General features: G+C 68.3%; 12 protein-coding genes. All 12 read right to left on the bottom strand.

Translation table 11 applies throughout. From position 1 onward, the window contains the following. Positions 1-20 precede the first annotated feature (20 nt). The 12 genes from FRZ44_RS04290 to mdcC all read right to left on the bottom strand — a co-directional run bounded on the left by FRZ44_RS04290 (position 21) and on the right by mdcC (position 13,048). Positions 21-2,465 (bottom strand): GcvT family protein, encoded by a 2,445-nt coding sequence (locus FRZ44_RS04290; protein ID WP_151176009.1) that lies wholly within the window; start codon positions 2,463-2,465, stop codon positions 21-23. 26 nt (positions 2,466-2,491) lie between these two features. Then, positions 2,492-3,658, bottom strand: coding sequence for an NAD(P)/FAD-dependent oxidoreductase (locus tag FRZ44_RS04285; RefSeq protein WP_151176008.1), 1,167 nt, complete (start codon positions 3,656-3,658; stop codon positions 2,492-2,494). Further along, positions 3,655-5,280: an FAD/NAD(P)-dependent oxidoreductase gene (locus tag FRZ44_RS04280; RefSeq protein WP_151176007.1), complete on the bottom strand. Its 1,626-nt coding sequence runs from the start codon at positions 5,278-5,280 to the stop codon at positions 3,655-3,657. Before FRZ44_RS04280 ends, FRZ44_RS04285 begins: the two co-directional genes overlap by 4 nt. Positions 5,281-5,557: 277 nt before the next feature. Beyond that, positions 5,558-6,349, bottom strand: coding sequence for an IclR family transcriptional regulator (locus FRZ44_RS04275; protein ID WP_191908410.1), 792 nt, complete (start codon positions 6,347-6,349; stop codon positions 5,558-5,560). 106 nt (positions 6,350-6,455) lie between these two features. Further along, a complete protein-coding gene (locus FRZ44_RS04270; RefSeq protein WP_151176005.1) occupies positions 6,456-7,421 on the bottom strand; it encodes a hydroxymethylglutaryl-CoA lyase in 966 nt (321 codons plus the stop codon). Positions 7,422-7,630: 209 nt separating this feature from the next. Beyond that, positions 7,631-8,575: an acyltransferase domain-containing protein gene (locus tag FRZ44_RS04265; protein ID WP_151176004.1), complete on the bottom strand. Its 945-nt coding sequence runs from the start codon at positions 8,573-8,575 to the stop codon at positions 7,631-7,633. 10 nt (positions 8,576-8,585) lie between these two features. Beyond that, the gene (locus tag FRZ44_RS04260; RefSeq protein WP_151176003.1) at positions 8,586-9,518 is read right to left on the bottom strand and encodes an AEC family transporter; all 933 of its coding nucleotides are present in this window, start codon (positions 9,516-9,518) and stop codon (positions 8,586-8,588) included. A 5-nt stretch (positions 9,519-9,523) separates the two neighbouring features. Then, a complete protein-coding gene (gene mdcB, locus FRZ44_RS04255) occupies positions 9,524-10,417 on the bottom strand; it encodes a triphosphoribosyl-dephospho-CoA synthase MdcB (protein ID WP_151176002.1) in 894 nt (297 codons plus the stop codon). Between the two features lie 2 nt (positions 10,418-10,419). Next, positions 10,420-11,100, bottom strand: coding sequence for a malonate decarboxylase holo-[acyl-carrier-protein] synthase (mdcG, locus tag FRZ44_RS04250; protein WP_151176001.1), 681 nt, complete (start codon positions 11,098-11,100; stop codon positions 10,420-10,422). Continuing rightward, positions 11,075-11,800, bottom strand: coding sequence for a biotin-independent malonate decarboxylase subunit gamma (locus FRZ44_RS04245; RefSeq protein WP_151176000.1), 726 nt, complete (start codon positions 11,798-11,800; stop codon positions 11,075-11,077). The genes mdcG and FRZ44_RS04245 overlap by 26 nt, the downstream gene beginning before the upstream one ends. Next, positions 11,787-12,734, bottom strand: coding sequence for a biotin-independent malonate decarboxylase subunit beta (locus FRZ44_RS04240; RefSeq protein WP_151175999.1), 948 nt, complete (start codon positions 12,732-12,734; stop codon positions 11,787-11,789). The genes FRZ44_RS04245 and FRZ44_RS04240 overlap by 14 nt, the downstream gene beginning before the upstream one ends. Continuing rightward, positions 12,731-13,048, bottom strand: coding sequence for a malonate decarboxylase acyl carrier protein (mdcC, locus tag FRZ44_RS04235; RefSeq protein WP_151175998.1), 318 nt, complete (start codon positions 13,046-13,048; stop codon positions 12,731-12,733). The genes FRZ44_RS04240 and mdcC overlap by 4 nt, the downstream gene beginning before the upstream one ends. Positions 13,049-13,055: the final 7 nt, after the last annotated feature.

Raw genomic sequence — 13,055 nt, 5'->3', positions numbered from 1 at the left:
TCGATTCCTGGCACCCGATCCTAGGACCGCATCCGTGAGCCTTGCGGATCGAAGGGGGCCTTCACATGCGGCGTGGCGGCATGGCGCCGGCCCGCGACTTCGATCTCGAAACGATCCTCGAGGATCGCGCCGTCAGCCAGCGCCCCCCCCTTGATCCAGCCCAGGGCGACGGTCCTTCCCAAACTGTGACCGAACGAAGCGGAACTGAGGGAGCCGCATCTCTCGCCGTTGCGATAGATCGGTTCGTGATGATGCGCGAAGATGTCGGGATCGTCGAAGACGAAGCTCATCAGCCGGCGCGTCCGGCCGCCCTCCTCGCGCTTGCGCAGCAGCGCGTCCCTGCCGATGAAGCCTCCCGCCTTGTCGAAGCGCAAGGCGAAGCCGAGGCCGGCTTCGAGTGGCGTATCGGTGGGCCCGATATCGTGACCCCAGGAACGGAACCCCTTTTCCAGGCGGAGCGAGCCCATGGCCGCCGTGCCTGCCAGCCGCAGGCCGAACGCCTTCCCGGCCGCCATGATCTCCTCGAACACGCCGACGCTGAACTCCGCCGGCACATGCAGCTCCCAGCCGAGCTCCCCGGTATAGGAGACCCGCAAAGCCAGGGCGCGGCCATAGCCGATCTCGATCTCCCTCGCCGTCCCGAAGGGAAAGGCCGTGTTGGACATGTCCTGGGGCGTCAGGCGCGCGAGCAGCTCGCGGCTTCGGGGGCCGGCGAGACCCAGCACGGCGGAACCCGAGGTCACATTGGCGAGCGCCACATGCTCGCCCTCGCCGATATTCGAGGTCAGCCAATGGGTGTCGCGAACGCCCTGCTGCGCGCCGGTCACAAGGAGAAAGGCATCCGCACGCAGACGGGTCAGGGTGAGATCGCTCTCGATGCCGCCTTCGGCATTCAGCAGGCTGGTATAGACGATCTTGCCGGGAGCGACCTCGACCTCGTTGGCGCAGAGGCGCTGCAGGAATTTCGCCACATCGCGGCCCTGCAGCAGGAGCTTCGAGAAGGGCGACTGATCGAACAAGGCGACGCCGTCCCGCGCCGCCTCATGCTCCGCCCGCCAGTTCGCAAACCAGCTCGGGCGGCCATAGGTCTGGTCCGGCGCCGCGGGCTGGCCGTCCGGGGAGAACCAGGCCGGCCGTTCCCAGCCGGCGCGCTGCGTGAAAGCCGCGCCCCGTGCCTTGAGCTCGCCATGAAGCGGCGTCCGCTTGACCGATCGCACCGTGTCGTAGTCATGCCCCGGCCAGGGGATCTCGAAATGCTTGGCGAGCACTTCGGGAATCCGTTCCGACAGGGCCTTCAGATTATTGTCGCCGGCGCTGTAGCGCCGGACGTCGGTCGACCAGAGATCGATCGGCGGCCGGCCGCGGGTGATCCACTCGGTCACTGCCCAGCCGACACCCCCGCCGAACACGATGCCGCTGGAGTTCATGCCGCAGGCGGTAAACAGGCCGCGCACTTCCGGCGCCTGGCCGATCAGCGGCGTGCTGTCGAGTGTGAAGCTCTCCGGGCCGTTGATGAAGGAGCGCATGCCCGCGGTCTCCAGCGCCGGGATGCGGTGGATCGCGTTCTTCATCATCGGCTCGAAATGGTCCCAATCCTCGTCCATCAGGACAAAGCCGGAATCGCGCGGTAGCCGCTCGACCGGCAGCGGCTTGGGATTCGGCTCGAAGCAGCCGACCAGCAGCCCGCCGACATCCTCGCGGAAATAGAGATAGGCGTCGCTGTCGCGCACGGCGGGAAGGTCGGCCGTAACGCCGGCGACGGGATCGGTCAGCATATAGAGATGCTCGCAGGCATAGAGCGGCACGGCATGACCGGCCATCGCGCCGACCTCGCGGCTCCACAGTCCCGCGCAGTTCACCACGGTATTGCATTGAATGGTGCCGAAGGCCGTCCGGACGCCCTTGATCCGGCCGTCGGCAATGTCGAACCTCGTCACGGCCGTGTTCTCGAAGATCCGCGCGCCGCGGCGGCGCGCGCCCTTCACCAGCGCCTGGCAGGTGTCCGACGGATCGACGCGCCCGGATGTCGGCGACCAGAGGGCGCCGTGAAGATCCTCGGTCCGCAGGAGAGGCCATTTCGCGGCGACCTCCGAGGCCGTGATCATCTCGACCTCGAGGCCGAACGAGCGGGCGCTCGACGCCGAGTGGCGCAGGCTCTCCATGCGCTCCTTGGAAGCGGCGACGGTCAGGTGGCCCGGCCGGCGCCAGCCGGTCGACTGCCCCGTCTCCGCCTCGAGCGAGGCATAGAGCGCGGCGCTGTATTGTGCCAGCGTGGCCAGCGTGGGCGAGCCGCGCAGCACGGTCACGAGCGCTGCGGCGTGCCAGGTCGTGCCGCTGGTGAGCTGGTGGCGCTCCAGCAGGATGGCATCGTTGCATCCGGCCTTCGCCAGATGATAGAGGACGCTGCAACCGGTGATCCCGCCTCCGATGACGACGACATCCGCGCGGGATGGTATCTCAGACATTCTCGAACTCTCCGAACGCTCTGATTCTAGGCGACGGGATCTGCGGCCTGCGGCGACGGCAACCAGCCGCGCCGTTCCCGCCAATCCGGGGGAACCGATTTCAACCTGTCGAAACTGAAGCCTCGCAGATCGGCGAAGGAGCAGGCTCCGTCGACCACCAGCTGCTTGATGGCATGGCCGGATGCCGGACAAAGCCCGAAACCGACGCTGGACATGGTGGCAATCACGAGATTGCGCGGGTCGCCCAGCCGATCGATGACCGGCCGGCCGTCGGGCGTGTTCTCCACGATACCGGCCCAGCTCCTGATCACGCGGGCATGGGCGGCGCGCGGGAAGAGCTCGGCCACGCGCTTGGCCAGATGCCGCGACACATAGGTCGAGGTGTTCGCGGGCGACCGCATGCTCTCGACCTCGACCCAGTCATGCGGCCCGCCGCCATAGGCGAGATTGCCCCGCAAGGTCTGCCGGCCATAGAGCCCGTTGCCGTCGACCCAGCCGAGCTTCATGAGCGGCAGCGGCTCGGTCACGATCTGCTCGACCCGGCCGAAGGCCAGGGGCAGGTCGACGCCGGCCATCCTGGCGAGAAGACCGGTTTGCGGCCCCGCCGCGATCACCAGCATGTCGCAGGCGAAACGGCCGCGATCGGTGGCGACCTCCACGACCTTGCCGGTGCGCAAAGTCATGCCCGTCACCGTCGTATGCTGGAGGATCCGGCCGCCGCAATCCTGCATCGCCCAGGCGAAGGCCTGCACGGTTCGCTGTGGGTTCGCCTGGCCGCCGAAATTGAGCAGGATGCCGCCGATGGCCGCGTCGTTCACCAGGGGTGCCAGTTCCTGGAGCTGCTGCCGGTCGAGTTTCTCCCAGCTGAAGCCCTGTTGCGTGGCCAGCCCCGCGACCTTGGCGTAGTAGGCGAGCTGCGTGTCGGTGAGGGCGACGCGAACGCGATGGGGACGGAATTCGGTCGGATAACCGAGCAGCTCGTCCATCTGCGGCCAGAGCCGCTGCTCCTCGGCGAAGAGCGGGCTGAAGCTATGGGCGGCACCCCCGCCATTGCGGCCAGAGGCTTCCCAGCCGACGATGCCTTTCTCGATCAGCAGCACGTCGATACCGGCGCGCGCCAACCACCAGCCGGCGCTGAGGCCGGTGACGCCGCCGCCGATGATGACGACCGATGCGCCGCGCGCGCCGCTCATTTGTCGGCCGCCGCCACTTTGGCGGGACCATCGGTCAGGGCCGCCTCGTCGATCTCCCAATGCGGCGTCCATTGCGACGGGATGTTGAACCACGCCACCCAGTTGTCGCGCACCGCCGCCGATTCTTCGAAGTTGGCCAGGACGCTCAGGGGCAAGGGTCGCACCGGGCCGCGATAGCTCGCCCTCGGAATCTCGCCGACCGGCGTATCGGTGACGGCCGACAGCAGCATCTGCACCTGCTCCCGGCAGCGCCGTCCCTGGCACGGCCCCATCCCGGCCCGCGTCAGCCGTTTCACCTGGTCCTGATTGACCGGGCTCTCGCTCGCCAGCCGCTTGAGATCGTGATCGGCGTTCTTGGCCGGGCTCCAGTTGAGGTAGCGCGGCGGCCGCAGATCCGCGAGCTCGGCGCGCGTGACCTCTTCGCACTGGCAGACATGCACGTCCCAGCCGCTCGCCGCGACCTCGGCGTTCGACCAGCGCTGCCAGTAGCTGTGAATCTCGACCGGGCGCTTCGCCGTTCCGGGAAACGTCTCCGCCATCTCGCCGGCGGCACCGAGCGAGATCGCGGCGGCAAGACCGGCACGCCGGCCTTCCGCGGCGGCGTGGTCGGCATTCGCGAGCTTTTCGTCATGCGTGCCCGCGCAGTCGCCGACGGCATAGACACCCGGCACGGAAGTCTGCCCCGTCGCATCGACGAGCGGAACATGGCCGCCCAGCTCGGACCTGAATCCGAGCCTGCAGCCCAGGATGTCGAGCAGCTCGATATTCGGCACGGCGCCCAGGGCGAGGACGATCGTATCGCAGGGAACGAGCCTGTCGCTGCCGGGGATCGGATCTCCCTTCGAATCCACGGTGGTCAGCAGGGCCGCTTCGACCTCGAGCCCGCCCTTGGCCGCGCGAACGGCATGGCCGGTATAGAGCGGGATGTTTCCGCGGCTCTGCGAGAGCCGCTGCAGTCGCTCCGGATCGCGGGGCGCGGCATCGACCTCGACGATCCCGGCGATTTCCAGGCCGCGATCGATCGCGGCCGATGCGATGCCGAGGCCGGCCGCGCCCGATCCCAGGATCAGGAGCCGGCGGGCATCCAAGGCGCTATAGCGCGTCAGCAGGCTCCAGGCGGCCTGCACGCCCATGACACCCGGCTTCTCCCATCCCTCGAACGCCAGCCCGAGGTCGCGGGCTCCGGCCGCGACGATCAGGCGATCGAAGCTCACCATCCAGGAGCGGCGATCGTCGGCGAGTCCCAGCATCGGACGCGGCAGCGAGTGCACGGTCTCGCCATTGACGTAAGCCGCCCAAACGCCGAGGCCGAGCTGCACATCGACGCCGAGCTCGAACGCTTCGGCTAGGCCGGGATCGCTTTCGACGATGCGCTCGATCATGCGCTGCTTGTTCTGGACCGCGGCGTTCGCCCGGCGCCCGAAATGGAGCGGCACATCCAGGGCGATCAGATCGCCGCCGATCGGATTCTCGTCGACCAGGAGGGTCCGGATCCCCGCCTTCGCGGCCGCGACGGCAGCCGCCACGCCCGCCGGCCCGGCCCCGACGACGACCAGCGGCACATGCTGCTCGACAGCCGGCGCCTTGCCCGTCGTGGAGGTTGTGTCGATCACAGGAGACATCGTCCGATTCCTACCGCCGGCCGCCGGATTTGACGAGGCGCGGCCTTAGAGACGCCCTGCTGGCCGATTTCCGCCATCGTCCCCATCCGTGACCCGGGCCTTTCGGCGAACCTTACCGCCGCGTGTTCCGTACAGTAGAATTATGTTCTGTTTATGAATAAAGCCGGGGCGAACTCCTGTCAAGCGTCCCCGGGGCAGCGGCGCGGGAACGGACCGGTCGGATAGCGCTCGACAGGAGCCGGGACGGCCCGATGAAGAGAGCCTCGGGCGCGAAGCCCTAGGACTGGATCTGCGGCCGCGCCGGGAACACGGAGGTATCGCCACCGAGGGCGGCGGTCAGGGACTTCGCGGATCGCAGGACGCTGGCTGCGATATCGGCCACGGCCGTCTTGGTGAATCGCGTCCTTGGCCCGGAGACGCTGAGGGCGCCCACGAGTTCGCCGGCGGCGCCGAAGACGGGTGCCGCGACCGCCGCCAGGTCGGCCTGGCGTTCGCCGATCGTCGCCACAGTGAACTTGCCTTGATCGACAGCGCCTTTGGCGGCGGATATGCCCGCCTCGAGCGTCACCAAGACGCGGCCCGCGGCACCTTTGCGCAGCGGCAGCTCGTCGCCCACCCGCACATGGTCGCGGACAGCCTGCGCCGAATCGACCCGGAAAAGGCAGACGCGCACTTGCCCCTGGCGGATATAGAAGGACGCGCTCTCCGTGGTTTCCTTGGCCAGCGCCTGCAGCGCCGGCATCACGAAGTCGCCGAGGTTGAGCGATTGCCGGTAGATCATGCCGAGACGGAACAGCGTCGGCCCCAGCTGGTAGTCGCCGGTCTGCAGGCGGCGGATATAGCCGAAGCTCTCGAGCGAATCGATCAGGCGCAGCGTCGTGCTTTTGTAGAGCCCGGTGCGCTGCGCGATCTTGGACAGGCTGAGGGTCGGCTCGCCGTCATGGAAGGCGCCGAGGATGGAGAGCGCGCGTTCGACGGCCGCCACGCCCTGGCGCTTACCGTCCTCGCCCGCTTCCGTTTCGCTACGCTCCCCTGCCACCTTCCGTTTGAGGTTCCTGGTCGCCGGCATTTCCGATCTTCCCCCGTCGAATCCTGATAGGCCATCACAAGACTCATAACGGATCGGTCCGCGTTCCGCGATAGCCCTGAACCGACGCACTTCGCCGATCCGTGGCCTAGCCGAGATGCGGTGTCGCTGTGCCGCGAACCGGGACCGAGCCCGGTATGAAACCCTTGGGTGCGCCGGCCAGGGCGAGATGTCCGTAAAGCGGCTCGCCGGGCAGGGCATCTTCGATGATCCGTCGCACCGCGATCAGCGCCTCCAGGTCGATGCCCGTGCGCAAGCCCAGGGCTTCCAGCATGAAAACCAGATCCTCGGTAACGATGTTGCCGGAGGCGCCGGGCGCGAAGGGACAACCGCCGAGGCCGGCCAGCGAGGAGTCGAAGGTCCGGATTCCGACCTCGAGCGCGGCCAGCACGTTCGCCAGCCCGAGCCCTCTTGTGTTGTGGAAATGCGCCGCCGTCAGCTTGTCACCCACCACCCGCTGCACCGCCTTGAAGATCCGGCGGACCTGGGCGGGATTGGCATAACCGACCGTGTCGGCAAGGCTGAGGTCGTCGGCTCCGGCCTCGAGCAAGGCTGCCGCCAACCGGCAGACCGCGCCTTCGTCGATCGCGCCCTCGAGCGTGCAGCCGAACACCGTCGACAAGCCGGTGGACAGAAAGGGCCGGCGACCCTTCGCCAGCCCGTCGCAGAACGAAACGATGCGACGGAATTCGTCGAGCTGCTGCTCCGGCGTGCGTCGGACATTGGCGAGGCTGTGCGACCGGCTCACGGAGATCGTGAAGGTGAGCTTTTGCGCACCGGCAGCCGCCGCGCGCTCGGCACCCTTCAGGTTCGGCACCAGCGCAGCGACGGCGAGGCCGGGGATGGACCGAGCGTGCGCAACGACCTCATCGGCGTCCGCGAATTGCGGAAAGAGCTTCGCCGGCACGAAGGAGCAGACCTCGATCTCTCCTACCCCGGCCGCGGCCTCGGCGGTGATCCAGGCCTTCTTGCCGGCGGTCGCCATCACCCGCGCCGTGTTCTGCAGCCCGTCCCGCAGGCCAACCTCGCTGATCTCGACGTCCCTGGCTCGCATCCGATGAAACTCGCGGGCGGTTCGCAAAAGGCGGCCCTTGCCGCCGAACAATAATAGTACGTCGTTCTATTTTTTGCATGACAGCGCAGTCCTGTCAAACCGCACCGCCCTGTCGCGTTGGCCCGGCCCCTTTTCGGAGATGGCTCCGAGCCGCGCCCCTCGCCGGATTCGGACTTGGCGGGAGCAGCGGCGGCAATTCGCCAACGCCCCTAGCCGGCGGATGGGTCGAGCCTGGAGAGCCAGGCGCGCAATCCGTCGAGGCTGCGGAAATCGGCGACGCTGTTGGCAGGGATGGCCGGATAAGCGGCCGCGGCCATCTCGGCGAGGGCCCGGCCGGGGCCGAGTTCGAGAAAAGCGCTGGCACCGGCTTCCACGCAGCCTTCGAGGCAGGCGGCCCATTGAACCGTGTGCGAGATTTGCGCCGCGAGCTTGTCGAGGCCGGCCTGGATGTCGAGCACGGCATTGCCGTCGATGCCGCTGAAGATGCGCACCGCCGGGTTCGGTTGACGGCTGATCGGGGCCCGGTCCAACACCCGGCGGAATGCCGCCGACGCGGCCGCCAGCCGGGGCGTGTGGGACGCCACGCTGACCGCCAGGCGGATGACGCGGGCGCCACCGATCGCCCTTGCGTCCTTGGCGAGGGCGTCCAATGCCTCGCCGGTCCCACCGAGCACATAGGCGTCGCCGGGATTGACGATGGCGATCGCCGCGTCGTGGCGCTGGCACAAGGCGTCCACGGCGTCGCGGGCAGGACCGCGGATGAACAGGAGGCCGTCCCCGGGTTTGCTTGCCGCGTCCAGGGCTTCCGCCCGGCGCGCGATCAGGTCGAGGGTCCCCATCGGTGCCACCAGGCCGGCGATGTCCCAGGTCGCCACTTCGCCCACGCTGTAACCCGCGACGATGAGCCGGGAGGGCAAGGCTGCGCGCAGGGCCGCGGTCGCAGCCAGCGCCTGCAAGCCGCAGAGAATTTGCCCGACGCGGTCCTGATGCAGCGCTTCGTCGGGAACGCTCTGGACCATCTCGCGGGGGTCGCGACCGCCGAGGAGTGTCGCCGCATGCGCGAACAGACCCGCGGCTTCCGGCGCCGCGCCGGTCAGCGCGAAGATCTGCCAGTGCTGCGGCCCCTGGCCGGAACAGAGGATGCACAACGTCATCGAAACCCCCTCATTGGGGGTAGAGCATGGCAATCGCGATCGCGAGCGTCACGATGCTGGAGACCGTGGAGGCGATGACGATGGAACCCGCCTCGATGGAAGCCACTCCGTATTTCACCCCGAACAGGATGCCGAAGAAACCCGACGGCAGAGCAGCCATGAGGATGGCCACCTTGGCAACATCCGAAGGGACCGGGAATGCGCAGACGATCGCGACGACCAGCAGGGGCTGAAGGAGGTTCGACATCAAGGTCGCGCCGACCACGTTCCAGTCCAGCCGGAAGGGCTGGGCCGAAAGGATCAGGCCCGTCAGGAACAGCGCCACGCCTCCCGCCGCCTGCCCGATAAGAACCAGCGAGGCGCGGGCCACGGCGTCGGGGTTGAGGCCGGACAAGGAGAGGAGCGTACCCAGCACTGGAGCCAGGACGATGGGCTTCGTCAGCGAGCGCAGCAGCGCCCGCGCGATACGCTTCGCCCTGCCCCCCGCCTCCGTCGTACCTTTTCGATCGGACAGTTCAAGCAGCACGAGCGTCAGCGGAGAGGGCAAAATCGAACCCGCAGCGATCGCGATCGCCACCGGCACTGTCCCCGTGGGACCTATGATCGCCGCCGCGATCGGCAGGCCGGCGGCGGCGTAATTCGGCAGAGCGACCGTGAGGGCCTGAACCGCCGCCTCGGCTGTGGATGCCTTCGAAAACCGCCGCTGCCAGAGATACCAGAGCAGGTAGGGCAGCAGCATGGCCACGCCGAGGATCGTGAAGAGCGGCCCCTGGGCGATCATTTCGCTGCGCTGGGTGGAGGCGGTCGCCACGAACAGCGATGCGGGCAACGCGAAGTCCATGACAAGCGCGTTGAGTTCGCCGACATGGTGATTGTCGATCGTCCGCATGCGCCCGGCGACATAGCCCAGCGCCATGACGAAGAAAATCGGCGCCAGCGCCATCAGGATTACATGGGGCACGGAACGGACCTCGTTTCGCAGGTCTGAACGAACAGGCTCATGGCGAGAAGATCCGCCGACCCGCCCGGGCTGAGCCGGCGCGCGACGAACGACTTGTGCAAGGCGTGGGCTTTCTCGCGCCAATCGCGCTGAGCGACGCCGCCGGCCGCGAGAAAACCGCGAGCGGCAAGCTGAGCGAAACGCAGGCCCGAGGGGCCGCCCCGGTGCAGCAGGTTGGTGTCCTGCAAGGCGGCGATGAGGGCGAAACAGGCTTGCACACGCGCCGCCTCGGAATCGTCGGCTACCATCGCGGCACCTCTGCGCAGGGCCGGCAGGGCGATCTCGTAAAGGGACGGGAAACCTCGCGCGGCTTCCAACCGCGCGCCGCCCGCACCATAGCGCCGGCCGACCTCGCTGCCATGGCTACGCAGGAGCACGGGCCCGTCCAGGATATCGCCGCCCCACAAGCTCGCGACGACGGCACCGAGGGACATCCTTGAATCGCCACGCCCGCTCGACACCGCGCCGGCGGCGGCGCAAAGCAGGCCCAATCCGAAGATGGCACCCCGGTGCGTATTGACGCCCCCGGTCGCTGCGAGCATGGCCGCCTCGGCCTCGAGACCGATGATCCGGAGCCGTCCCATGGCAACACCGCTGGCGCCGGCTTCGGCCAGGGCGCGAAGATGGGGACGGATCGCGATGGCGCTGCGGCGGAACGTGCCGGCGTCCATGTCGGCATGGCTTCCGGAATCGACATGGCTGACCAGCCCGGGCTTGGGCCAGGTCTCCACCTCGCGCCGAAGGCATTCGACGGCAATCGCCGCGATGGCCTCGGGCTCATAGACGCGCACCGGTCTGGCAGCAGTCGGACGCTCCTGTAGCGGCCGGAGGGTGAGCGCCATCGTCACGACCGCGCCTCGCGAGCGAGAAACCGGTTCGCTTGGAGTAACGCGACCTCGCGGGCCGTCTTCACCAGAAGCTCGGGTGCCCCGCTGTAGAGTTCACGCCAGTTCACCGCGGCCCCGTCATCGCGCACCACTTCGCCGTCCAGGCGCATGGGCGCTGCGGCTTCGACCGCCGCGAGACCTGCGATCAACCCTGAAGGGACGCCGTCGCGCGCAAGCGGCAGGAGAACATCGAGGTCGGAGCCCGCGGTCAGATAATCGAGGCCGGTCAGCAGGCGCCAGGCCAGGCTGCCGAAGACGCGGGCCTCCACGCCATGGGCCGCCGCCAGGTCCACCACGCGCTCCAGCGTGTTCCGCCATGTCGCGGGCGCCACGCCGATGGCCGCGCTCAACAAGGGCGGTGGCGTGACCGAGATGATGTCGCCGGGCTGCATCAGCGCGGCGAGGCGCCGTTTGCCAAGACAGGGCGGCAAAGGGAGACCCACGGCCAGCCCGCTTGCCTCATCGGGCGCGAAGCGACGGGCAACCAGGGGCCAGCCGCGATCGACCCATCCGGCCGCCAGAGGTTCTCCGACGAGATCGTCGCGCGTCCGCAGCAGCGAATGCCATGCCGCCGGCGACACGAAAATCAGATCGTGACGGCGGGGGCTCGGATTATTGCGATCGCGTGGCGAGGCCATGCACGCGCTCCGCGATGTCCGCCGCCTTGAGCCGGCCGCATCGGGTCTTGCCGAGACGATCGCGCCGATCCCCGCTCTCCGGCGTGCGCGCCAGCAGCGCCTGCAGCTGGTCGGCCAGGGAGACCTTCTCGTCCCAGGTGGCGAGAACCGCGCCAGTCTGGGCCAGATTGTCCAATCCCGGTGCGAAAACGGGTGTCGATTTGGCCTTCTCCTCGAGGATCTCGACGGAGAGCTTGGTGACCTTGGACATGGAAGGCAGGTCCATCACCGCAGGTGCGGCACCCGGCAGCGCCACCAGGGCGCGGGTTGCCAGCGCGGTGGCGATGAAGGCGCCGGCCGCCGTATGGCCGTAGAGCAGGGCCACCGTGCTGCGGCCCTGCATGTCGGCAAAGACCAGGCATTTGGCGAGATGCGCCAGGAACTCGTTCAGCCCCAGCAACTCGTCGCGCTTGCTCATGCGCTGGCTGTCGCTGTCCACCAGAACCAAAATAGGATCGCTGCCGCCATGCTCCAGCACATCGAGCAGGCGCGCGGACAGACGGATCGCCCCGTCGACGCCCAGCGGCGTGCGATCGGCAACGCCGATCACGGCGGCACGGCCGCCATTCTTCAGCAAGCCCGACCCCAGCAGCAAACCGTCGCTCTTGCCGACGTCATGGCCCCCGGGAAACAGGGAGACGAGAATATCATCGAGCGTCATGGCGCGGCTCCTGGACCTTGTCGGCAAGGGCGATGAAATCCCTGGCGGGCATGGCGGGAACGGCGTCGACGTCCTTGACGCCTTCGGCCCGCCAGATGTCCAGCGCATCGGCGCAGGAACCGAAGCGCTTCAGCCGCTCCTCCAGCCGGGCCTGCTCGGCCTTCAGCACCTCGAGCCCGAAAGCCGGCGCCACCTCGATCAGATGGATCGCCGCCTCGCGGAAGCTTCGCACCGTGTCGTCGACGAACATGTCGGCGCCGCCGATCAGCCGGCGGTTCCTGCCGCCCATCGTGCGCCACACCAGCGCGCGATCCTTGGAATCGAACTCCTCCACGCCCCGGTTGGTCTCGATCACCTCCGGGCCCGAAACGCTGATGCGGCCGTGCTCGGAAACGGCCAAGCCCGAGCAGCAGCCGGCGATCAGCCCGCCGCCGCCATAGCAACCAGCCCGGCCGCCGATCAGGCCGACGACTTTCGCACCCGCCGTCCGAGCTTCGAGCAGGGCGCGGATGATCTCGGAGATCGCCAGCTCGCCCGCATTGGCCTCCTGCAGGCGCACGCCGCCGGTATCGTACAGGATCAGCACCGGCATCGACTTGACGTCACGCGCGGCGCGCAGAAGCCCCGTCAGCTTGGCGCCATGAACCTCGCCGAAGGCGCCGCCCATGAAGCGTCCCTCCTGGGCGGCGACGAACACCGGAGCACCGGCGATTTTGCCGCGGCCGACGACGATGCCGTCGTCGAACTGCGCGGGCAGGTCGAACAGACGCAAATGCGGGCTGATCTCGCGATCCTGCGGCCCGATGAACTCCTGGAAGCTGCCGGCATCGAGCAGGAATCCAACCCGCTGCCGCGCCGAGGCCTCATACCAGCTCGCGGTCCCGTCACCCGCGGCCTGCGGCCTGTCTTTGGAATCCTGCTGGAGCGTGCTCATCGGTCATCCGCCTCGATCAAGCGGACGCTCTGGGCCAGGCGCAGCGCCACCGTGTCCGGCCGTGCGCCGCCGTCATTGATGGAAAGCTTCAGGCCGCCGGGCGAGCGCCGCTCGACGAAGTCGGCGACGACCACTTCCCATACCGTGCCGAATCCTTCGGCCGCGGTGCTGATATCCACCTGGCACTCCGTGTCGGGCAGGACCCGCTCGACCAGCACCTCGAGATTGCCCGAGGCCACTACGCCGACGATGGCCATCGGTTTGGAGCCGGCGGCGCGACGTTGCGCCTTGTGGCGATAGCTCAAGGATTCCATCGCGCGG

This window comes from Hypericibacter terrae, assembly GCF_008728855.1.
Classification (GTDB): domain Bacteria; phylum Pseudomonadota; class Alphaproteobacteria; order Dongiales; family Dongiaceae; genus Hypericibacter; species Hypericibacter terrae.
This window is presented reverse-complemented; position numbering and strand designations above follow the sequence as displayed.